Here is a 22645-nt window from a genome sequence, read left to right on the forward strand (position 1 = left end):
GCCGGTTTCGGTACGCCGTAGACTCGCCTCGGTGACCCCGCTCGAACTCTTCCTCGTCGCATTGGCCGGACTGGGCGCCGGAGCGATCAACTCCCTCGTCGGATCCGGCACTCTCATCACCTTCCCGACGCTCGTCGCGTTCGGTGTGCCCCCGGTGACCGCGACGATGTCCAACGCGATCGGCCTGGTCGCTGGAGGTGTGTCAGGCACCTGGGGGTATCGGCGCGAGCTGCGCGGGCAATGGGAGCGGCTGCGATGGCAGATCCCGGCGTCGTTCTGCGGGGCACTGGTAGGAGCGTGGCTCCTGCTCCACCTGCCTGAGACCGTCTTCGAGACGGTCGTACCCATCCTGCTCCTCCTGGCCCTTACCCTCGTCGTGTTCCAGCCGAAGATCCAGGCGTGGGTGGCCCGCAGAACCGGCGGCGACGCCGACGGCCACCTCGGACCGGTGCGGATGACACTGCTCGTCGTCGGCACCTTCGCCGTCGGCATCTACGGCGGCTATTTCACGGCGGCGCAGGGCATTCTGCTCATGGGTTTGTTCGGAGCGTTGCTGCACGACCACATCCAGCGACAGAACGCGGTGAAGAATCTGCTGTCGCTGGTGGTGAACGTCGTGGCCGCGTGCGCGTACATCCTGGTGGCGTTCGACCGGATCGACTGGACCGTGGCCGCACTGATCGCGGTGGGTTCTTTGATCGGTGGCTATCTCGGTTCCCACTACGGCCGGCGCCTGTCGCCGGTCGCGTTGCGGATCGTCATCGTCGTTGTCGGCCTGATCGGGCTGTACCGGCTGTTGTTCTGAGCCGGTCATTTCTTCCCGGCGGTAACGAAATCGTCTCCTATCGCCTCAGAGGCAACACCCGTCACAGAAATACCAGATGGTTGGTATGGAGTCGATCACAACGGGTACCTGACGAAGGTCGGGAGCACGACCTTCGAGGGGAGCAATCGTATGAAGAAACAGACCAAAGGGGCCATCGCCGCAGGGGCCGGAGCCATCCTGCTCCTGGGCGGACTGGGCAGCCTCGCGTTCTGGAACGATCAGACCGACGGTGACGCCGGTACCATCACATCCGGTCAGCTGACGCTCGGGGAGTGCGCCGGCGGCGGAACGTGGACCGATGTCGGCAATGGTGGAGCGACGATCGGTGACATTTCATCGTTCCGAATCGTCCCGGGCGACACGGTGCGTTACACCTGCGCCTCCACGCTCACCGCCCAGGGCGACAATCTGGAAGCCACACTCACCGCGAATCTGGATGGCGTCACGGGAAATACCGACTTGCGAAACGCCCTGATCACCACCATCGACGGCGAGTACGCCGGCCAGTCGTTCACCGGTGGAGCCGACGGTGTTCAGGTCGTGGCAAACGGCGGTGCGCCTCAGGGCATTTCGGTCGACATCACCATCACGTTCGATCCGGCCACATCGGGGACGACCGGACAGAACGAGACCGTCGATCTCGGCAATCTGAGCCTGAATCTGCAGCAGAACACGAACCCCGCTCCCGCGTGAGGACATGAAGCGGGGATGGGCCTGGATCGCCGCAGCCGCGTCGGTTCTGCTCGTGACCCTCTGGTCCACACAGCAGACCGGCGCACTGTGGCGCGACAGCACACAACTCAGGGGCGGCACGATCATCTCGGGAAGCCTGACCATCATGGCCCAGGGCTCCCAGGACTACACATGGACGAACTTCGGCGGTACCAACCTGGCGCAGGGATCCGTGGTGCAACAGCCGTTGACGGTCAGCATTCGGGGTGACGCCCACGCTCGTTACCGATTGCAAGCCGTACGTCAGAGCTCGACCCGGCTGCCGATCGCGGTGACAGCGTGGATCGTCGGTTCCGCCGACGCATGCCCGATGTCATCCGGTGCAGCAGTGGCTACACCGACGTCGACGATCGGCGGTCCTTGGACGGCCTTTCCGGCTCCAGGGGAAGGACGGTCGGCCGCTCCGGGCACCACAGAGGTGTGGTGTCTCCGGGCGACCGTCGGAGCCGCGGCAGAACAAGGCAGGTCGACCACCCTTGCGCTCGAATTTCGAGTGGAGCAACAGATATGACCGAATCCCGGGAAGAAGACGACCGGACAGGGCCGCTCTGGTGGATGGGCTCGATGCTCACCTGGGCCCTGCTGTTCGCCATGCTCACCCTGCTGGCAGTCACCATCCTGATCCCGGCCGTGGCCGGCGGCGAACGCTTCACCGTGCTCACCGGATCGATGGACCCCACCTACCCACCCGGCACCCTCATCGTCGTCGAACCCGTCGAACCCGACGAACTCGCGATCGGAATGCCCGTGACGTACCAGTTGCGTTCGGGGGATCCCACTGTGGTGACGCATCGGATCATCGCGTCCACCCAATCCGCGAAGGGGCAACGCACGTACATCACCCAGGGCGACGCCAACACTGTGCCCGACGAGAAACCGGTTCTCTACGAACAGATTCGGGGACGAGTCTGGTATTCGATTCCCTACCTGGGCTATGTGAACAACTGGCTGACGGGGCAACAGCGTTCGTGGACCGTCGGGATCATCGCGATCGCACTGTTCGGCTACGCCACCGTGCTGTTCACCAGCGGTATCCGGGATGGCAGACGTGAGCGGGAGGCAGCACGAACCGGCGGAGGCAGCGATGCGCGGCGATGAAGTCCTCGATCACCTTCGCAAGTACCTACGAAAAGCGCCTTCACTCTTCACCGTCCGGGTGCGCGCACTACTGTCGCTCGGAACGGTCCTCGCGCTCGGCGCGGTGGGAACCTTCGCCGCGTGGGCGAATTCGGCGGTAGCGACGGGGACGTTCAGCACCGGCACGGTCGATCTGCGAGCGAACGACGTGAAGTCCTATACGTTCTCCGACCTGACCTCGTCCTCCATGATGCCGGGCGAGAGTCGAGCGGCGAGTCTGCAGGTGCAGAACACACGCTCGACGATGGACGTCACGTACACGGTGAATGTCGCGACACCCGCCGGAAGTCCGGCCCTCGCGAACAACCTGCAACTCCGGGTCTTCAGCAACGGAACCCCGTCGAACCTCACTGCCGGCGGTCTCCGCAGGGGAACATGCACGGGAACACAAATCGGACAGACGAGCCTGATCGCGGGAGGCGCTGCGCCGATCGTCGCTGCTGCTCGCCCCCTGGCGGCCACGACCGGTAGGGAGACACTGTGCATGGTCGTCACGTTGCCCACGTCGACGCCGCTCCCCACACAGAACCAGAGCGTGTCCGCCCTCGTGTTCACCTTCACGGCGCAGACGACGGTGTGAGGCGACAATGACCGAACACGCACACCAGGCACGCCCCCCACACAGAGGGCGGGACACCCTCCTGACGATCGGTGCAGTACTCGGCAGCCTGTGTATTCTCCTCGCGGCGGTATCGGCCCTGTTCGGCCTGATGCCGTTGATCTTCCGCTCGGGTTCCATGGCACCCGCGATTCCTTCGGGCTCCCTCGCGATAGCGCACACCGTCCCCGCAGCCGACCTTCGGTCCGGTGACGTGGTGAGTGTGATCAACGATCAAGGCAGTCGCATCACCCATCGGATCGTGGAAGTCGAGTCGTTCGCCGGAAACACGGCCCTCCTCCGGCTGCAAGGAGATGCGAATCCGGAACCCGATCCCCGCAGTTACGGAGTGAGCTCGGCCGAACGGGTGCTCTTCCATGTCGACGGCCTCGGCTACCTTGCCGCCTGGCTCCGGACCGTTCCCGGCCTCGTCGTGCTGGCGATACTCGCCGCCGCCCTCATCCGGATCGCGGTGCGTCCCGACGGATCGCCCCTCCGGAACGCCCAGGCCCCCGTGACTCCTCTGGCAGTCTTCGTCGTCGTGTCTGCGGTCGGCCTCTCACACACGCCGGGGACCGATGCGGCCTTCGTCGACAACGCGACCGCGCGAAGCGGAGCGTTCGCCTCGAAGAGCGAGTACGTACCACAAATTGCAGGAACGGTCGGCTGCAACAGCAAACTCATTCTCGACCAACCCGATCCTGTCACGTTGAACTGGACGCATCTCGGGTCGCCCTATCAGTACCGGATCATTCTGCGGGATCTGGACGGTCGTGTCTGGCGGACCGTCGACATCACCGACATCACCGCCGCGACGGGTGGCACCATCTCGTACGACCTGTACGGCACAGATCTTCCTCGCCGCAGCCTCATCTGGCAGTACAACGCGGAAATACACACGATGTTGCCGGGAGGCACGGTGTCGGCAGCATGGAGGGGCCGCCTCGTCTCCCAACCAGTGTCCTTGATCAGCCACAACCAGGACCTCAACTGCAGCCCGAGCGGGGAACGTGACGGGACCCCGGCGTATGTGGCATCCCCGGCTTCCGTCGCATGCTCCACGACCGGCACAGGAAGTGCCACCGCAGCGACATTGACGTGGCCGCACGTCGGCACGGGTGTGACTTACCAGGTCACCGTTCGCAATCCGTCGGACGGAAATTTCGCTTACGTCACCACGGTGACCACCACCCCGACGTCCGCGGGGCAACCGGTGACCGCCAGGATCGCCCGGACCAACCTCGACACCGCTCTCATCACCGCGAATATTGCTGACGCCGAGATCCGCTCGATCCAAGGAAGTTCGTATTCCACAGGTTTCGTCGCGTACAGGCTCGACACGACGTCGACGACGGGCGTCACCTGCTCGGCACCAGCGACAGGAGCACGCTCACTGCCGCAATCCTCTGCTTCCACCACCACGACGTCGACGACGTCCTCCCCGACCGCAAGTGCGGGGACATCGACCTCCCTCGGTCCGACGACCACCGAGGGGAGTCCCAGTACGTCCGGGTCACCGTCTGCACCGACAGAAACGGACATTGTCTCCGCGCTCCGCTCACCGTCCGGCCTCTACTCCGCTCGGCTCGTCCGATCCGAGGCCGGAACGTACGCCGTCATCACTGCTGCGACGGGCAGCGAGGAGTACCGCACCGGCGCCTCAGAGGGTGATGTACTGGCCTGGGCCGCCGAGACGGACGAGCTACGCATCACCGGAAGTTCGGGGGAATGGGTGATCAGTAGGGCGTCGGGTTCGTGGGTGAGGAGCGCGGTGGTCGATCCGCTCCCGGCTCCCCCGCCTGCTCCTGAGTCTGAGTCTGCACCGACCGGCGAGCCTGCTCCTTCACCGGTCCCCGAGGAGACGCCGCCCGAACCTGCGCCGACCCCGAGCGACGATGCTCCTGTGGGCGAGCCGGCCGACGACGGATCGGAAGGCTGATGCTTCGAAATCAATTCCGCTTCAAAGAAACAGGAATTCCTGCCACCACGAGAGTCGCTGCTTCACTGGCCTCCGCGACCCGCGCATTGAGCCGGCCGAGCATGTCGCGGAACAATCGGCCCGAAGAGGTCGCGGGCACCACTCCGCTACCGACCTCGTTGCTCACGGCGACCACCGGCACCGCACACTTCCGCCACGCCGCGATCAACTCGTCCACATCGGAGTGGACAGGGTCGAGGTCGCCACCATCCCAGACACCGTGGATATCGAGCCGTGCCGTCAACCACGTTCCGAGACAATCGATCAGCAGCGGTTCCGTAGCGGTGCACAGCACCTCGGCGACATCGACCGTCTCCACCGTCGACCATGAACCGGGACGTCTTTCCCGGTGCAGTGCAACACGTTCCGCCCACTCCGCGTCACCCTCTCGTGTCCCGCCGGTGGCGACGTAGGTGACGGACGGGCAGGACGCGAGTAGTTCCTCGGCGTGCCGCGACTTGCCCGACCGCACTCCCCCGAGAACCAGCGTCCGATGCGGCACGACCGGAGTCCCTTCACCCACGTGGACCACCTCACCGTCACGACCGGGACGAGCATCCACCTGCTGCAGACGATTCCGCAGTTCGTCGATGGGCGGATTGTGGTGACCCAGATGCACTGCGACCACCTCGGTGTTCTCGGTGACGGCACCGACACCGCGCAGACCATCCACCATCGCGCCGAACTCGGGCAGGCCGAGGTGACCCTCGGACAATTCGGAACGGTCGCCGAAGGTTTCCTCGAGGAATACCGCGTCGAACCGGGCGTCGCGCACGGCCTCGAACCACTCGGCGAGCCACATCCCGGTGTCGCACGCCCACAGCAACCGCGACCCGCCGGGGCCCGACAGGTCGTACAGCACCGCGTCGCCGTCGCGGAAGACCTTGTGCCGTGCGGGAAGAACGCGCACCGAGTAGTCGCCGACGGTGAGCGAGTCCCCCGGCTCGACCGGCACGAAACGCACCGGCGCGTCGGGAGCCACCCAGGGTCTACAGGTGTCGAGCGCGTCGGCGGGACCTATCACATCGAGTTCGACGCCGGCGGCCACCCACGACCGGAACAACAATGCCTGCGGGCCCAGATGATCTGCATGGGCGTGGGTCAGGAGGATATGCCGCACCTGCGCCAGCGACCTGCCGTGCCGCACGGCCGCGCGGGGCGCCTCCGGACCGCAGTCGAGCATCAGCACATCGTCGACGAGTGCCGCGGTCTGCCCGCGGATCTCGCCGCGACGGGCGGCATCCGCGCAGGATGCACACGTGCAGAACGGGTTCGGCCACCCGTCCGCCGCGCCGGTTCCCAGGAGCACGACCTCCATCAGCGGTCCTTCGTGCTGTCGCGGAGCGGGAGGACGGCGCGACCCGCCGGGCGGTCGAGGATCTCGACGCGGGCGCCGTAGACCTGCGCGATGCGTTCGGCGGTGAGGACGTCGTCGGGCGCTCCGTCGGCGACGACGTGCCCGCGATCGAGCAGTACGAGCCGTTCCCCGTACTGGGCGGCGGAGGTCAGCTCGTGCATCGCGGCGATGACGGTGAGGTCGCCTTCGGTGCGCATCGAATCGACGAGTTCGAGTACCTGCTGCTGGTGTCCGATGTCGAGTGCGCTGGTGGGTTCGTCGAGGAGCAGCACCCGCGGTTGCTGGGCGAGAGCGCGTGCGAGCACGACGCGCTGCAGCTCACCGCCGGACAGTTCGGTCGCGAGTCGCGGTGCGAACGCTTCGAGCTCGAGCCGTTCTACGATCCGGTCCACCACCTCGCGGTCGTGCGCGGTCTCGGATCCGAAGCGCGGGATGTGCGGGGTGCGGCCGAGATGGATCAGTTCCCTGACGGTGACACCTTCCGGCACCACGGGGCGTTGCGGCATCAGCGCGACCGCGCGTGCCATGTCCCGACGTCCGGCGCGCCCCGGCACGATGTCGGCGACCTGCAGGTGACCGGTGGCCGGCACGAGACCGGCGAGGACGTGCAGCAGGGTGGTCTTGCCCGACCCGTTGGGCCCGACCAGCGATAGCCAGGAGCCGGCGGTGACGTTCAGGTCGATCCCGTGCAGCACCTCGACGCCACCGCGTTCGGCGCTGAGCTGCCGGCACGACACCGTCATGGTCGGGGTGGTGAGAACATCGCTCTTCATCGGACACCTCGGCTCCGTCTGAGCACGACGAGGAAGAAGGGCGCCCCGATCGCCGCGGTGACGACACCGATCGGCAGTTCGGCGGGCGACATGACGGTGCGGGCCAGGACGTCCGCGAGGACGAGGAAGGACGCACCCACCAGCAGCGACAGCGGCAGCAGGAGACGGTGGCCGGGTCCGGCGAGCAGCCGGACCGCGTGGGGGACGACGATGCCGACGAACCCGATGAGACCGCTCGCCGAGACGACGGCCGCGGTTCCGAGGGTCGCGACGCAGACGAGCAGCAGCCGCACGCGCGCCGGGTTGATCCCGAGGCTCGCGGCTTCGACGTCGCCGACCGCCATGACATCGAGTGTGCGCCGATGCAGCGCGATGATCGCGACGGTGACCACGACGTACGGCAGGACCACGACGACGTCGGACCAACCGTCGGTGGACAGGCGGCCGAGCATCCACGAGTACACCTGCCGCAGGGTGTCGTCGTGCAGCTGCATGAAGAACGTCTGGATCGCGTTGGCGAAGGCCGCGACGGCGACACCGGCGAGGATGATGACGACTTCCGAGCGGCTGCCGCCAACGGTGCGGCCGAGCGAATACGTCGCGCCGACGGCGAGCAGGCCCCCGGCGAAGGCCGCGATCGGGACACCGGCGAACCCGGCCGCGCCGCCCACGACGATGGCGAGGGTGGCACCGAGACCGGCGCCGCTGGAGACCCCGAGCAGATAGGGATCGGCGAGCGGATTGCGGAAGACCCCTTGGTAGGCCGCACCGGCGATGGCCAGCATCGCACCGACCAGCACCCCGAGCACGACGCGCGGCATCCGGATGTTCCACAGGATCGCCTGCTGACGCGTGCTCAACCCGGAGTCGACGTCGACGAGCGGCAGACGGTCGGCGATGTCGAGCAGCACCCCGCCCGGGGTGAGACCGGCGGGCCCGACGAGGATCCCGACCAGCATCGCGGCGAACAGGGCGAGCACGGCGCCGGTCAGCACGAGCACGTTGCGCGGCAGTACCCGCGCACCACCGGGTGGCAGTGCGCGGGTGTTGCCTCGCGACACGGAGATCAAGGCGTGGGCTGGACCGCGGGGATGGTGCCGACGATCCGGGCGACCTCACGCATCAGGTCCACGACGCGCGGCCCCCAGCGACTGGCGATGTCCTCGTCGAGGACGTAGACCTGGCCGTCCCGGACAGCGGTGAGCTCGCCCCATCCGGCACGTTCCGCGACGACCTCGGGCGTGACGCCGCAGCACTGGCCGTCGGCCAGGAAGATCACGTCGGGGTTCTGTTCGAGGACGTACTCGGCGGACAGCTGCGGGTAGCCGTCGCCGCCGGTCGCGATCGAGGTCAGCCCCAGCATCGAGTAGATCTCGCCGATGTAGGTGTCGTCGGTGACGGTGTAGAAGGTGTTGTCGAGCTCGTGGTAGTAGGTCAGCGGGGTCTCCCGTTCGGGGAGGCCGGCGAGAATCTCGTCGATGTCCGTCTTCATCTGCGCCACGAGTTCGGCGGCGTCGCCGACGTGTCCGGTGACGGCTCCCAGCTGCTCGATCTGGGCGTAGGTGTCGTCCAGGTTCTCGGCCGCGGGAAGGATCAGCGTCTCGACACCGGCCTGTTCGAGTCCCGCAACGAGATCGGCGGTATCGGCGTTGGCGACGACCAGGTCGGGTTCGTAACCGAGGATCGCCTCGACGTTGGGGGTGTACCCCGACAGATCGGTGACGGGCGCGTCGGCCGGATAATCGGATCGGTCGTCGACCGCGACCACCTGGTCGCCGGCACCGACGGCGTAGAGCATCTCCGTGCTGGTGGGGCTCAGCGACACGATGGCCTGCGGGACGTCCGCGGAGGTGGTGTCGGTGTCACCGGACGGTGACGAATCGTCGCTGCTCGAGCACCCTGCGGCGAGGAGCGCGAAAGCGGTCAGTCCGGCGGCGAGCAGCCGTCGGTGGTTGTCGAGTGGCACAGCCATCCTCCGTTGTTCGGAGGACGAAAACAGCACGGCTGCAACAGGCGGTTGCGGCACGCCACCGTCCTTCGTCCGAGGACCAGTACGTACGGACCCTCCGCGCCGGCCGACCTGGCTCACCCCGTACCGGGACTTACAGTTGCGGGACAGCGCCGGAATCTCACCGGCTTCACCGAAAACGCAGCGGGTGCCCTACCGGATCGGCAGGACACCCGCAGCGTAGCTCACGGCGTCCCAGGTCAGGACAGCGCCTGCTGGAGATCCTCGAGCAGATCCTCGGGATCCTCGAGGCCCACGGACAGTCGCACCACGCCGTCGGACAAACCGATCGCGGCCCGGCCCTCCGGTCCCATCGCCCGGTGGGTGGTGGTCGCCGGGTGGGTGATGAGCGACTTGGAGTCGCCGAGATTGTTCGAGATGTCGACGATGCGCAGCTTGTTCAGCAGCTCGAAGGCACGCTTCTTGCCCTCGCCCTCGGGGGCGTCGAGCTCCAACGTGATGATCGTGCCACCGCCACTCATCTGCGACTTCGCGAGTTCGTACTGCGGGTGCGACTCGAGATACGGGTACTTGACCCAGCGCACCGCATCCTGCGATTCGAGGAACTGCGCGATGCGCAGCGCCGAATCGACCGAGGCGCGCAACCGCACCGGCATGGTCTCGAGACCCTTGAGCAGCGTCCACGCGTTGAACGGGCTCAGCGACGGCCCGGTGTGGCGGATGAGCTTCTGCACCGGCCCGTCGATGTAGTCGGCGGGTCCGAGGATCGCTCCGCCGAGCACGCGGCCCTGACCGTCGATGTGTTTGGTGCCGGAGTAGACGACGATGTCGGCACCGAGATCGAGGCTGCGCTGCAGCAGCGGGGTGGCGAAGACGTTGTCCAGCACCACCTTCGCGCCCGCCGCATGTGCCATCTCGGAGACGCGACGCACGTCGACGAGGGTCTGCATGGGGTTCGAGGGGGTCTCGAAGAAGACCGCGGTGGTGGGCACCGACAGTGCCTTCTCCCACTGGTCGAGATCCTCGCCGTCGACGAACACCGTCTCCACGCCCCAGCGGGGCAGAATCTCGTTGCACACGACGAAGCACGAACCGAAGAGGCTGCGTGCCGCGACGAGGCGGTCGCCCTTGCCGAGCAACGCGGCGAGCGCGGTGAACACCGCGGACATGCCGGACGCGGTGGCGTACGCCCCCTCGGCACCGTCGAGCAGGCGCAGGCGCTCCTCGAACATCTTCACCGTGGGGTTGCCGTAGCGGGAGTAGACGAAATGGTCGACGTCGCCGGTGAAAGCGGCCTCGGCGGCCTCGGCCGACTCGTAGACGAACCCGGAGTTGAGGTAAAGGGCCTCGGAGGTCTCCTCGAAACCGGATCGGAGGGTGCCGCCGCGCACGCCGAGCGTGGCGGGGCGAACGGTGGCGGGCAGCGCCTTGTCGAACGCGCCGCCCTGGGGGATGGAACTCACGACTGCCTCCACGGCAGGCCTGCAGCCCGCCAGCCCTCGGCACCGCGATGGCTTTCGCCGTCGAGAGCGCCTTCGAATCCTTCGAGAACGTTGTAGGCGGGGGTCAGGCCCGCAGCGGTGGCGGCCGTGGCCGCTCCGATGGAGCGCTGCCCCGAGCGACACAGGAAGATCACCGGTCCGCTGCCGATACCCGCTGCCCTCAGATCCTCGACGAAGTTCGGGTTGGGGGCGCCGTCGGGGTAACGAACCCACTCGACGAACACGGTCCGGCGACCGAGCGACGAGGTCTCGGGGACCCCGACGTATTTCCACTCGGCTTCGGTACGCACATCGACGAGCACGGCATCCGGATCACCTTGCAGCAGGTCCCATGCCTGCTGCGGCGTTATATCACCTGCGTAGCTCACCGGGACATATTTTCACAGGTCGGACTGTGACGTACACGCGGGCACCGCTTCGTATACGCACGGCGACACGTCAGAACCGGCAGATCCGCCACACGTCGTCGATGCGGACGACCTGCCACGTCTCGGTCTGCGTCTCCCCGTCGAGGCCGGTCCGGACGTCGACGGTGGCCCGATCGCCGTCCACGGCGATGTTCTGCGTGGCCTGCAGCTCCACGCGTCCCTCGACGTCCGCGAGCGGTGCTTCCTCGGCGGGCAGATCGCTGCACCGCAGCCGGTCGAGGATCGGTCCGTCGTTCTCGTTGTGCGCGGAGACGTAGTCGGTGACGGCGCGGCGCACCATCTCGTCCTCGGTGAGGTCGTCGCCCGCCGGGGAGAAGAGCTGGGCGCCGAAGACGACGAGGACGAGCACCACCAGGACCGCGAGGGCTCCGAGGAAAGGCCCTATGCTGCTACTGGTGGGACCGTCGGGATCCGGGCCGGGATCGGGTTCGGGTTCGGGGGCTCCGCGCTTGGCCATGCGCCCGATCCTAGTGGGCGCGAGGTCGCAGCCCGTCACGACCGCATTTGCCCTAAAAACCCTCTCGAGGTAGGAATTGTCGCATGGCCACCACGCAGCTCGTTCGACGCCTCGCCGTCGACCTGTGTCGTATGGGTGCCCACATGTGTTGTCGCTGAAGCGATTCGCTCGACGGCTCGATTCATCCTCCTTCGCCGTCATCCCCGCGCGACCTGCGCCGAGCCCACTGAGGGCAGCCTTAATTTAAGCTGGATATGTCCGTCCGCACACCGAAGAGGTAGTTGATCCCCTGATGACCGATCAGACTCGTCCCCTTCGCGTCGCGATCGTGGGTGCCGGCCCTGCCGGTATCTACGCCGCCGACGCACTCATGAAGTCCGACACTGCGCAGGATCCCGGGGTCAGCATCGACCTGTTCGAGCGCATGCCGGCGCCGTTCGGTCTGATCCGCTACGGTGTCGCGCCCGACCACCCGCGCATCAAGGGCATCATCACCGCCCTGCACAAGGTGCTCGACAAGCCGCAGATCCGCCTGCTCGGCAATCTCGACTACGGCAGCGACTTCAACCTCGACGACCTTCAGCGTTTCTACGATGCGGTGATCTTCTCGACCGGCGCGAACGCGGACCGCGCGCTGAACATCCCCGGCATCGATCTCGACGGCAGCTACGGCGCCGCCGACTTCGTGTCCTGGTACGACGGTCACCCCGACGTGCCGCGCACCTGGCCGCTCGAGGCGGAGAAGGTCGCCGTCCTCGGTGTCGGCAACGTCGCGCTCGACGTCGCCCGCGTGCTCGCCAAGACCGGCGACGAGCTGCTGCCGACGGAGATTCCGCCGAACGTCTACGAGGGTCTGAAGAACAACAAGGCCGTCGAGGTGCACGTCTTCGGTCGCCGTGGTCCGGCGCAGGCCAAGTTCACGCCGCTCGAGCTGCGCGAACTCGACCACTCCCCGACCATCGAGGTCATCGTCGACCCCGAGGACATCGACTACGACGAAGGCTCCGAGCAGGCACGTCGCAACTCCAAGCAGGTCGACATGGTCGCCAACACCCTGCAGGACTGGGCGATCCGCGATGTGGGCAACCGCCCGCACAAGCTGTTCCTGCACTTCTTCGAGTCCCCGCACGAGATCCTCGGCGAGGACGGCAAGGTCGTCGGTCTGCGCACCGAGCGCACCGAGCTCGACGGCACCGGCAACGTGCGCGGCACCGGCAAGTTCAACGACTGGGAGGTCCAGGCCGTCTACCGCGCGGTCGGCTACCTCTCGCAGAACATCGCCAAGCTGCCCTTCGACGAGCAGGCCGGCACCGTGCCGAACGAGGCCGGACGGGTGCTCGCCGACGAGAACGCCGAGGGTCCCGACCGGTTCATGCCGCACACCTACGTCACCGGCTGGATCAAGCGCGGTCCCGTCGGCCTGATCGGCCACACCAAGGGCGACGCGAACGAGACCGTCGCGAACCTGCTCGAGGACCGGGCCGCCGGCCGTCTGAACACCCCCGAGGATCCGTCCGAGGACGCGATCGTGAAGTTCCTCGAGGACAAGCAGCTGCCGTACACCACCTGGCAGGGCTGGTACCGCCTCGATGCGCACGAGCGCAGCCTCGGTGAGGCCGAGGGCCGCGAGCGCGTGAAGGTCGTCGAGCGCGAGGACATGTTCCGCGCGAGCGAGCCGCACAAGGCGTGACAGCAGCCTGAACTGCACGAACGACGAGGGACCCATCCGCGCGGATGGGTCCCTCCTCGCTTTCGGGTCTGCTCGGCTTTCCGGGTGCGCTCAGGTGAACAGGACGGCGCCCAGCCACACCGACGCCGCGACGAGTCCGCCGAACAGTTCGACGAGGATCGACAACGCGACCGCCTTGGTCGCCGCGACCGTCGAGACCCACGCGTCGCGGTGGGTGCGATGCCGCTGCACCTCCGACAGGTACATGCCGAGCAGGAAGCCCAGGAACAGCCCGACGACGGGGACGACGAAGAACCCGACGATGCCGAGCAGACCGGCGAGGATCAACGAGCGGTTCGGCACCCCGGCCTGCTGCAGTCGCTTGCCGGGCCAGGTGTACTTCACGATGCCGGTGACCAGCAGCGCCACCGCCGCGACGCCCAGCACGATCCATGCGGTGGTGCCTCCCGTGAGGAACGCCCATACGGCGATCGCGCCGAAGATCAGCAGGACGCCGGGCAGGACCGGCAGCACGATCCCGAGCAGGCCGACGAGGATCGCCAGCCCGACGAGCAGTTCGCCGCCGGCACTCACGGCGCCACCGAGCGGGTCGAGCGGGCGGAAGACAGCGGAGTACCGGGACGCGGTGGCAGCATGGTGGGACTATATGTGCCACCGGTCCACGCCCCCGGGAGGACGCGATGAGCAGTACCAGGCCTCACAGCAGCCCGAAGAGTGCATCGGACGCCGCAGCCGCCGCGGTGCGCGGCGACGTCCGGTACTTCACGACGCCCGGTGTCGATCCCGCCGAGGCGGTGGAGTGGCAGCGCCGCGACGCGCGGATCGTCCACCACGGCACCGGTCGTGTCGTCTTCGAGCAAACCGATGTGGAGTTTCCTGCCTTCTGGTCGCAGAACGCCACCGACATCGTCACGCAGAAGTACTTCCGCGGGCAGCTCGGACACCCGGATCGTGAGCACTCGTTGCGCGACGTGATCGCGCGCATCGTCGACACGATCACGGCGTGGGGGCACACCGACGGTCATCTCGACGATCCGGAGGCGTTCGCCGCCGAGCTGACCTATCTGCTGATCCACCAGCGGGCCTCGTTCAACAGTCCCGTCTGGTTCAACATCGGGGTGCCGAACACTCCGCAGCAGGCCAGCGCGTGTTTCATTCTGTCGGTCGACGACAGCATCGACTCGATCCTCGAGTGGTACCGGCAGGAAGCGGTGATCTTCAAGGGCGGGTCGGGCGCCGGGGTGAACCTCTCCCGGATCCGCTCGTCGGCCGAACCGCTGACCGGTGGCGGAAGCGCATCGGGTCCGGTCAGCTTCATGCGCGGCGCCGACGCCTCCGCCGGCACCATCAAGTCCGGCGGCAAGACCCGGCGGGCCGCGAAGATGGTGATCCTCGACGTCGACCATCCCGACATCGAGGAGTTCGTCGACTGCAAGGCGATCGAGGAACGCAAGGCGCGGGTGCTCGCCGAGGCCGGTTTCGACATGGGTCTCGACGGCACCGACATCCATTCGGTGCAGTACCAGAACGCGAACAACTCGGTGCGCGTGACCGACGAGTTCATGCACGCGGTGGTGGCCGACGCCGAGTGGCCGCTGCGTACCGTGACGACCGGCGAGACGGTCCGGACTGTCCGCGCGCGAGAGTTGTTGCAGCGCACCGCCGCCGCCACCTGGGAGTGCGCCGACCCGGGCATCCAGTACGACACGACGATCAATGCCTGGCACACCGCCTCCGCGACCGGCCGGATCAACGCGTCGAATCCCTGCTCGGAGTACATGCATCTCGACGATTCGGCCTGCAACCTCGCGAGCCTGAATCTGCTGACCTTCCTGCGCGAGGACGGCACCTTCGACGTCGACGGTTTCCGTCACTCCGTGGCGGTGATGCTCACCGCGCAGGAAATCCTCGTCGGCCGCGCCGACTACCCCACCGAGCGGATCGGTGAGACGTCGCGGCGGTTCCGGCAGCTCGGGCTCGGTTACGCCAACCTCGGTGCGCTGCTCATGGCTTCGGGCCTGCCCTACGACAGCGAGGCCGGACGCGCGACGGCTGCGGCGATCACCGCCCTGATGACCGGTCACGCCTACGCCGTGTCGGCGGACATGGCGAGGCGCCTCGGACCGTTCGACGGTTTCGACGAGAACCGCGCGCCGATGCTCGACGTGCTGGGCAAGCATCGTGGCGCACTCGATGACATCGACGCCGATCTCGCACCGGCCGACGTGCTCGATGCGGCACGACAGGCGTGGGACCGCGCCGTGGCCGACGGCTCTGCCCACGGTGTGCGCAACAGCCAGGTCAGCGTGCTCGCACCGACCGGCACGATCGGGCTCGCGATGGATTGCGACACCACCGGGATCGAACCGGATCTGGCGTTGGTGAAGACCAAGAAGCTCGTCGGCGGCGGCAGCCTCACGATCGTCAATCGCAGTGTGCCGCGCGCACTGTCGCGTCTGGGTTACAGCCCGTCGGAGGTCGCCGATATCGTGGCGCACCTCGATCTGCATCACGATCTCGCCGGTGCGCCGCACGTGCGCGACGAGCACGCACCGGTGTTCGCGACGTCCATGGGCGACAACGTCATCTCGCCGCGCGGCCACGTCGCGATGATGGCCGCGGTGCAGCCCTTCCTGTCGGGTGCGATCTCCAAGACGGTGAACCTGCCCGAGTCCGCGACCGTCGACGACATCGCCGACATGTATGTCGACGCGTGGCGCCTGGGCGTGAAGGCCCTTGCGATCTACCGTGACAACTGCAAACTGGGACAACCGTTGTCGACGGCGTCGCGCCCTGCTGTCGCAGAAGCGGCTCCGTCCACGGCGCCTCGCCGCGAGCGGCTCCCGCGCACCCGCACTTCTCGGACGTTCGAGTTCCGGGTGGCGGACTGCAAGGGCTTCGTCACGATCGGTGAGTACGACGACGGGCGTCCCGGCGAGATGTTCCTGCGCGTGTCCAAACAGGGCTCGACGCTCGCCGGCATCATGGACGCCTTCTCGATGTCGGTCAGTTACGGTCTGCAGTACGGGGTCCCGTTGCGCACCTTCGTCCGGGCCTTCACGAGTACGCGTTTCGAGCCGGCCGGGATCACCGACGATCCGGATCTGCGGATCGCCACGTCGATCCTCGACTACATCTTCCGGCGACTGGCGATCGACTATCTCGAACCCGACGAGCGCGCCGAACTGGGCATCCTCACCGGCGCCGAGCGTTCGGTGCCCGACACCCCCACGCTCACGCCGTACACGAGCACGCCGCCGGTGCGTGAGCCCGATCCGCCGGCGACCGCGCCGCGGGGCACGCACAGCACGAGCAGCGCGAGCACGTCCTCCCCGGGTGGTCTCGCTGCTCCGTCACCGTCGAATCCGGACGCGCCGTACTGCATGCAGTGCGGAGTGAAGATGCAACGGGCCGGGTCGTGCCACGCCTGCCCGTCCTGTGGGAACACCAGCGGCTGCAGTTGAGGTGTTGCGTCCATACTGGCGGGATGGTCCTGGGAGTCGACACCGAACTGACACTGACGGCCGCGGGTGCGGTCTTCCTTCTTGCGCTCGCTCTCGGCGTGTGGAAGTACCGGCAGATGGCGACGTCCGACGACCACCTCGCGCACCCGTACGTCGACATCGCCCACCGATCGGCCCTGATGTATTCCTTCGCGACGCTGCTGGTCGCGGTGTTCGTCGAGCTCAGCGCGTGGCCCACCGCAGTGAACCTCGCCGCGGCCGCGGTGATCGTGGTGTTCTTCGTCGGCGCGATCGCGAGCTATGTCGTGCACGGTGCGCTGCGCGACACCACGAATCAGTTCGCGCATCCGGTGCGCGGGACGGGTCCGGCGATGGCCGCGCTGATCGTCGGTGAGATGGGTGGCTTCGCGGTGCTGTTCGCCGGCTTCCTGTGGGGTGCCTTCGCAAGCTGAGGCCGCGTCAGGTGCGGTGTTCGAGCAACGACAGGACGTTGCCGTGCGGGTCGCGGAACCATGCGACCCGCATACCGTCGGGTGCGGTCCACGCGTCGTGGTCGTCCTGATCCATGCCGTTGTACCGGATGAACTCCACGCCGTGCTCGCGCAGTCGTTCGACGGTGCCGTCCAGATCGGATACCCGCCAGCCCAGCACGGTGTAGCCGGTCTCCTCGCGCGACTGCACGAGGGTCACCCGGACCGGTGCGCCGCCGCCTCCGTCGAGGACGAGCGCGAAGGGGTCGCGGGAGAGCTTCCGGAAGCGCAGGGTGTCGACGTAGAACATCTCCGAGACGTCGAGGTCGGTGCTCGGGACGAAGCTCACGAGTTGGCCGGTGATCGTCATACGTCCACTGTGCTCCGTAGCGCCCGAGTGCGACAGCGGATTCGGCGGATTCACGCCCCCACCTCGGCGATCCGGCGACTAGGCTCTCGATCATGAGTACTTCGGAGATCGCTACGGTCCTGGCCTGGCACGACGCTGTGAACAGCAACGACATCGACACGCTCGTGCAGTTGTCGAGCGACGACATCGTGCTCCCCACCCCCGACGACGATCCCGACCAAGGACTCGACGAACTGCGCGAGTGGGCGACGACGGCAGGGGTCACGCTGCAACCGGGCCGCCTGTTCGTCCACCACGGAATCGTGGTGGTCGAGGAGACGGCGACCTGGGCGTCCGATCCGGGTCCTCGCGACGAGGCGATCGCCTTCCGGGTGGTCGACGACCAGGTGGTCACCGTCGTCCGCCACGCCGATCTCGGCGAGGCCTTCGAGGCGACCGGACTGAGCGAGGCCGACCTCTACGAGGAGTGATCCACTCCCGACGACCGGAACCCCAGCAACCGGAGCCATATTCTGAACGCTCGCTAAGGTACTCTCCGTTGCGACAGTCCCTACACATCGGAGCGAGGTTCGTCGAGTGTCCGCTGAAGCTGTTGAGAAGAAGGGTCCGCTCGCGGGTGTCCGCGTCGTCGAGTTCAGGGGTCTCGGTCCCGGCCCGCACGCCGCGACCCTGCTCGCCGATCTCGGCGCCGATGTCGTCATCGTGCAGCGCCCCGGCGAGATCCCGCCGGAGGGACAGCGCGATCCGATTCAGCGCAACCGTCGCATCGTCGAGGCCAACCTCAAGGATCCCGCCGACATCGAGAAGGTCCTGACCCTGCTCGAGCGCGCCGACGTCCTCATCGAGGGCTTCCGTCCCGGCGTCACCGAACGACTCGGCCTCGGACCGGACGTAGTCCTCGAGCGCAACCCGCGCATCGTCTACGGCCGCATGACCGGCTGGGGCCAGGAGGGCCCGCTCGCCAACGCCGCCGGCCACGACATCAACTACATCTCCCTCACCGGCGTCCTGCACGCCATCGGCCGCCAGGGCGAGCGTCCGGTGCCGCCGCTGAACATGGTCGGCGACTTCGGTGGCGGTTCGATGTTCCTCGTCTTCGGCATCCTGTCCGCCCTCGTCGAGCGTCAGACCTCCGGCAAGGGCCAGGTCGTGGACGCGGCGATGGTCGACGGCGCCCTCGCTCTCTCGCACATGATGTGGGCGTTCCGCGGTCGCGGCGCGTGGTCGGACGAGCGCGGCGTCAACATGCTCGACACCGGCGCCCCGTTCTACGAGGTCTACGAGACCAAGGACGGCAAGTACATGGCCGTCGGTTCCATCGAGCCGCAGTTCTACGCGCTGCTGCTGCAGGGCCTCGAGCTCGATCCGGCCGACCTGCCGCACCAGCTCGACACTTCCCGCTGGGCGGAGATGAAGAAGATCTTCACCGACAAGTTCCTGTCGAAGACCCGCGACGAGTGGACCGAGATCTTCCTCGGTACCGATGCCTGCGTCTCCCCGGTCCTCACCTGGGCCGAGGCGGAGAAGAACGAGCATCTCGTCGCACGCGGGTCGCTGATCGAGATCGACGGCGTCGTGCAGCACGCACCAGCGCCGCGCTTCTCCCGCACCCCCGCCGGCGAGCCGGTCGGTCCGGCGGCCGAGGCCACCGACATCGACACCCTCTGGGTCTGATCCGGCAGCCCGAGCCCGCCGACGCTCCGACGATCGTCCTGGCGCACAGGATCAGACGACGAGCCGCGCCTCGTCGGGTGTGCGCCCGGAGGCGACCTGCTCGTAGGCGGCGGCCATCGCCTCGACGGCGTCGTCGAGGACCTCGACATCCTGCGTGTACGGCAGGCGCACGAAATGTTCGAACGCACCCTGCACACCGAAGCGCGGACCGGCGGAGAGCAGCACACCGTGGGACGGCGCGGCGGCAGCCAGCGAGGTCGACACCGGCTCGGGCATCCGTGCCCACAACGACATCCCGCCCTGGCCCGGCGTGTACTCCCAGTCGGGCAATCGCCGGTCCAGAGCTGCGCACAGCGCACGGCGTCGTTCCCTCAACGCGGCGCGGCGACGTTCGAGCACTTCGTCGACTTCGGAGAGCAGATGCGCGGCCGCGAGCTGTTCCATGACAGGCGTGCCCAGGTCGACCGCGGTCCGTGCCCCGGCCAGCCGGACGATCGTGTCGCGGTCGGCGCGGATCCATCCCACCCGCAGGCCACCCCACAGCGACTTCGCCGTCGAACCCACCGTCACCACCGACGCGCCGGCAGGCATGGCTGCGACGGGAGGCGGCGGCGGGGCGTCGAGCCAGAGATCGACCATCGACTCGTCGACGACGAGCGTGGTCCGCGTGTCGCGCATGATGCGGGCCAGTTCGGCGCGGCCGTCCTCGTCGAGGCACAGGCCAGTGGGGTTGTGGAAGTCGGGGACGAGGAAGGCGGTGCGCGCCGCGGTCTGCCGGACGGCACTGGCGACACCGTCGAGATCCCAGCCGCCGTGCGGGCCGTTCTCCGGGCGCACCGGAACCGGCACCGGGCGCGCGCCGTAGCGGCGGATCGCTTCGAGCGCATTGGGATAGGTGGGGTGGTCGACGACCACCCGGTCGCCGGGGTCGTCGAGCACACCGAGCAGCAGGCGCATCGCGTGCTGCGCCCCGGAGGTGACCATGATCTGGTCGGGCGAGGTGGGCAGTCCACGCTCGCGGTAGCGGCGGGCGATGACCTCGCGCAGCACCGACACCCCTATCGGTTCCATGCCGTGCGAGTCCAGATAGGTCGACATCGACCGCAGCGCCGCGGCATACGCCGCTTCGATCTCCGCTGCCGGCGCGGGCAGCGAGGCGTTGCTCAGATCGATCGCCGGGCCGATCGGCATCCGGGACCCGGTGTTCTCCGCGCCCCGGCGAGCGGGCACGGCGACCGTGCTGCGGGCACCCTGTCGACTGCGCAGATAGCCTTCTTCCCGCAGCGCCGCATAGGCGGACGCGACGGTGGTGCGGCTCACCGACAGCGCCGCGGCGAGTTCCCGCTCGCTGGGCAGGGCGACCCCGAGCGGGACGCGGCCGTCGTGCACGAGCAGGCGGATGCTGTCCGCGAGCGCCCGGTAGGCGGGTCTGGGATCGGGGCGAGCGGAGCGACGGGAATGCGACTGCCCCGAATCCTGCCAGTTCCCGAGGTCGCGGACGAGCGACACGGCTCCGATCGCTCGAGTGATCACCGATCCAGTATGCCCCGCATCGCGCGGGCGGGATCAGGCCGGTGGATCGAGCACCTGACGGAACAGGACCGTCCCTCGCGAGTCGAGCAACTCCACCCGCATCTGCTTCGTCGCGCCGTCGATGAACACCTCCCCGAAGTGCTGATATCCGTCCATCGGCGAGGTGTTCGCCGCCGGGGGCGCGTGCACGAAGACGGCCTCGGGACCGAACGTCCCGTCCAGCTCGTTGGGTCCGAAAGCACCGGCGTTGAGCGGTCCCGAGACGAACTCCCAGAACTCGTCGAAGTCGGTGAACGAGGCGCGGTCCGGCGAATAGTGATGCGCGGCCGTGTAGTGCACGTCGGCGGTCAACCACACGGTGCCGGTGATCCTGCGCGCCTCGACCGCCGACAGGACCCGCGCGATCTCCGATTCCCGGCCCGAGGGAGCGCCGTTGTCCCCGTTCGCGATTCCTTCGAAGGCCGTATCGCCGTCGGGTACGACCAGGCCGATCGGCAGGTCGGCGGCGATGATCTTCCAGGTGGCGGTCGAACGGGTGAGTTCGTCGATGAGCCACTGCGTCTGCGCGCTGCCGAGCACCTGCCCCGCCGCGCCGACGTTGGTGCCGTTGGCGTCCTTGTAGGTCCGCATGTCGAGTACGAAGACGTCGAGCAGCGGTCCGTACCGCACGACCCGGTGGATGCGTCCGTCGACGGCCTCCGCCGGATCGAGCGGGAGCCACTCGTGGAAGGCACGGAAAGCCCGTTCCGACAGGACGTCCACGTTCTTCTCGGTGTACTGCTCGAGATCCAGGATCTCACCCGCGTACCAGTTGTTGACGGTCTCGTGGTCGTCCCACTGCACGATCTGCGCGACGGAGGAGTTGAACCGCCGATAGTTCTCATCCATGAGGTTGTAGGCGTACTGGCCGCGGTACTCGTCGAGGGTCTGCGCCACAGCACTCTTGGCCTCGGTGACGATGTTGCGCCAGATCCGGCCGTCCGGCAGCTCGACGGTCTCCTTCAGCGGATTGTCGGCGTACACGACGTCGCCGGAATGCACGAACAGGTGCGGGTCGCGACGGGCCATCGTGTCGAAGATCGTCATCCCACCGATGTCGGGGTTGATACCGAAGCCCGGACCGGCGGTGTCGCCGGACCACTGCAGCCTGATGTCGCCGGGTGCGGTCGGGGCGGTGCGGAACAGACCCGTCACCGGCTCGGACGTGGCGCCGTCCTCGCCTTCGAGGACGACACGATAGTGCACCTGCTCGCCGGCCGGCAGTCCCGTCAGCCGCAGTCGGCCGGTTCCGTCCGTCTCGGGCGTCAGCAGACCACCCACGTGCCGAACGGGATCGGTGAAGGATTCGGTGGCCGCCGTCTCCACGACGAGCCGCGCCGGTCGATCCGAGCGCGCCCACACGAGCGCCCCGTCGGCCCGCACGTCGCCGGTGGCCACACCGTGGGTGAGGATCGGCCGCTCACGGACGAGGCTCGGCGTTGCAACGGAACTTCCCGACGAGCACGCCACCGCCGGAGCCGCGAGGGCTCCGAGCGCGACGGTGCGCAGCAGGGTTCGACGGGACACGTACATGGTTCTCCCCGGGGTCCGACGGACTGTGCGGGACGAGCGTGCACAGTCCGTGCGAACCGTCGGTGAACATGCAGTGAGGGATCGGCGCCCGTCCGACGACGAATCGGCGCGGGCC

At 67.7% G+C, this 22645-nt stretch carries 22 protein-coding genes and 1 riboswitch; of the genes, 11 read left to right on the plus strand and 11 right to left on the minus strand.

The window, feature by feature from the left end:
• Window positions 1-31 precede the first annotated feature (31 nt).
• From RBB84_RS15000 to RBB84_RS15025, 6 genes are all read left to right on the plus strand, one after another.
• Window positions 32-805 (plus strand): sulfite exporter TauE/SafE family protein, encoded by a 774-nt coding sequence (locus RBB84_RS15000; protein WP_060650549.1) that lies wholly within the window; start codon window positions 32-34, stop codon window positions 803-805.
• A 150-nt stretch (window positions 806-955) separates the two neighbouring features.
• Entirely contained in the window at window positions 956-1519 is a 564-nt protein-coding gene (locus RBB84_RS15005) for an alternate-type signal peptide domain-containing protein (protein WP_064256574.1), read from the plus strand.
• Between the two features lie 52 nt (window positions 1520-1571).
• Window positions 1572-2069, plus strand: a complete 498-nt coding sequence (locus RBB84_RS15010; RefSeq protein WP_156666105.1) for a hypothetical protein — start codon at window positions 1572-1574, stop codon at window positions 2067-2069.
• A complete protein-coding gene (locus RBB84_RS15015; protein ID WP_064256572.1) occupies window positions 2066-2656 on the plus strand; it encodes a signal peptidase I in 591 nt (196 codons plus the stop codon). The genes RBB84_RS15010 and RBB84_RS15015 overlap by 4 nt, the downstream gene beginning before the upstream one ends.
• Window positions 2643-3275, plus strand: coding sequence for a SipW-dependent-type signal peptide-containing protein (locus RBB84_RS15020; RefSeq protein WP_082921049.1), 633 nt, complete (start codon window positions 2643-2645; stop codon window positions 3273-3275). Before RBB84_RS15015 ends, RBB84_RS15020 begins: the two co-directional genes overlap by 14 nt.
• Window positions 3276-3282: 7 nt before the next feature.
• Complete coding sequence (locus RBB84_RS15025) at window positions 3283-5232, plus strand: hypothetical protein (RefSeq protein ID WP_064256571.1); 1950 nt, start codon at window positions 3283-3285, stop codon at window positions 5230-5232.
• A 10-nt stretch (window positions 5233-5242) separates the two neighbouring features.
• Here the strand turns inward: RBB84_RS15025 and cobU are convergent, their stop codons facing one another.
• The 7 genes from cobU to RBB84_RS15060 all read right to left on the minus strand — a co-directional run bounded on the left by cobU (window position 5243) and on the right by RBB84_RS15060 (window position 11757).
• Window positions 5243-6589 (minus strand): bifunctional adenosylcobinamide kinase/adenosylcobinamide-phosphate guanylyltransferase, encoded by a 1347-nt coding sequence (gene cobU / locus RBB84_RS15030; RefSeq protein ID WP_064256570.1) that lies wholly within the window; start codon window positions 6587-6589, stop codon window positions 5243-5245.
• A complete protein-coding gene (locus RBB84_RS15035) occupies window positions 6589-7371 on the minus strand; it encodes an ABC transporter ATP-binding protein (RefSeq protein WP_082921053.1) in 783 nt (260 codons plus the stop codon). The genes cobU and RBB84_RS15035 overlap by 1 nt, the downstream gene beginning before the upstream one ends.
• A gap of 26 nt (window positions 7372-7397) precedes the next feature.
• Window positions 7398-8360, minus strand: a complete 963-nt coding sequence (locus RBB84_RS15040; protein ID WP_228045161.1) for an iron ABC transporter permease — start codon at window positions 8358-8360, stop codon at window positions 7398-7400.
• Between the two features lie 107 nt (window positions 8361-8467).
• Entirely contained in the window at window positions 8468-9373 is a 906-nt protein-coding gene (locus tag RBB84_RS15045) for an ABC transporter substrate-binding protein (protein ID WP_024101844.1), read from the minus strand.
• A gap of 87 nt (window positions 9374-9460) precedes the next feature.
• A riboswitch (cobalamin riboswitch) is annotated at window positions 9461-9590 on the minus strand.
• A 19-nt stretch (window positions 9591-9609) separates the two neighbouring features.
• Window positions 9610-10833, minus strand: a complete 1224-nt coding sequence (locus RBB84_RS15050; RefSeq protein WP_006552928.1) for an O-succinylhomoserine sulfhydrylase — start codon at window positions 10831-10833, stop codon at window positions 9610-9612.
• On the minus strand, window positions 10830-11240 hold the full coding sequence (locus tag RBB84_RS15055; RefSeq protein ID WP_006552929.1) for a rhodanese-like domain-containing protein: 411 nt from the start codon (window positions 11238-11240) through the stop codon (window positions 10830-10832). The genes RBB84_RS15050 and RBB84_RS15055 overlap by 4 nt, the downstream gene beginning before the upstream one ends.
• A 70-nt stretch (window positions 11241-11310) precedes the next feature.
• The gene (locus RBB84_RS15060) at window positions 11311-11757 is read right to left on the minus strand and encodes a membrane protein (protein WP_006552930.1); all 447 of its coding nucleotides are present in this window, start codon (window positions 11755-11757) and stop codon (window positions 11311-11313) included.
• A 292-nt stretch (window positions 11758-12049) separates the two neighbouring features.
• Here RBB84_RS15060 and RBB84_RS15065 point away from each other — a divergent pair, with 292 nt between their 5' ends.
• Window positions 12050-13447, plus strand: a complete 1398-nt coding sequence (locus RBB84_RS15065) for an FAD-dependent oxidoreductase (RefSeq protein WP_033096189.1) — start codon at window positions 12050-12052, stop codon at window positions 13445-13447.
• Between the two features lie 90 nt (window positions 13448-13537).
• Here RBB84_RS15065 and RBB84_RS15070 read toward each other — a convergent pair whose 3' ends face one another.
• Entirely contained in the window at window positions 13538-14020 is a 483-nt protein-coding gene (locus RBB84_RS15070) for a DUF456 domain-containing protein (protein ID WP_006552932.1), read from the minus strand.
• A 107-nt stretch (window positions 14021-14127) separates the two neighbouring features.
• Between RBB84_RS15070 and RBB84_RS15075 the strand changes: the two genes are divergently transcribed.
• Together RBB84_RS15075 and RBB84_RS15080 are read left to right on the plus strand one after the other, a co-directional pair.
• Window positions 14128-16911 (plus strand): vitamin B12-dependent ribonucleotide reductase, encoded by a 2784-nt coding sequence (locus RBB84_RS15075; RefSeq protein WP_006552933.1) that lies wholly within the window; start codon window positions 14128-14130, stop codon window positions 16909-16911.
• A gap of 23 nt (window positions 16912-16934) precedes the next feature.
• On the plus strand, window positions 16935-17363 hold the full coding sequence (locus RBB84_RS15080) for a hypothetical protein (RefSeq protein WP_016933753.1): 429 nt from the start codon (window positions 16935-16937) through the stop codon (window positions 17361-17363).
• A 7-nt stretch (window positions 17364-17370) separates the two neighbouring features.
• Here the strand turns inward: RBB84_RS15080 and RBB84_RS15085 are convergent, their stop codons facing one another.
• Entirely contained in the window at window positions 17371-17751 is a 381-nt protein-coding gene (locus RBB84_RS15085; RefSeq protein WP_006552935.1) for a VOC family protein, read from the minus strand.
• A 92-nt stretch (window positions 17752-17843) separates the two neighbouring features.
• On the opposite strand from RBB84_RS15085, the gene RBB84_RS15090 reads away from it, so the two are divergent.
• Window positions 17844-18221: a nuclear transport factor 2 family protein gene (locus RBB84_RS15090; protein WP_064061243.1), complete on the plus strand. Its 378-nt coding sequence runs from the start codon at window positions 17844-17846 to the stop codon at window positions 18219-18221.
• A 106-nt stretch (window positions 18222-18327) separates the two neighbouring features.
• Complete coding sequence (locus tag RBB84_RS15095; protein ID WP_064256567.1) at window positions 18328-19425, plus strand: CaiB/BaiF CoA-transferase family protein; 1098 nt, start codon at window positions 18328-18330, stop codon at window positions 19423-19425.
• Between the two features lie 51 nt (window positions 19426-19476).
• On the opposite strand, the gene RBB84_RS15100 is transcribed toward RBB84_RS15095, so the two are convergent.
• Window positions 19477-20958 (minus strand): PLP-dependent aminotransferase family protein, encoded by a 1482-nt coding sequence (locus tag RBB84_RS15100; RefSeq protein WP_019291084.1) that lies wholly within the window; start codon window positions 20956-20958, stop codon window positions 19477-19479.
• A gap of 33 nt (window positions 20959-20991) precedes the next feature.
• Window positions 20992-22530 (minus strand): alkaline phosphatase D family protein, encoded by a 1539-nt coding sequence (locus tag RBB84_RS15105; RefSeq protein WP_064256566.1) that lies wholly within the window; start codon window positions 22528-22530, stop codon window positions 20992-20994.
• Window positions 22531-22645: the final 115 nt, after the last annotated feature.

Origin of the sequence: Rhodococcus sp. D-6, assembly GCF_040256695.1 — a bacterium.
Taxonomy (GTDB): Bacteria; Actinomycetota; Actinomycetes; order Mycobacteriales; family Mycobacteriaceae; genus Rhodococcus; species Rhodococcus pyridinivorans.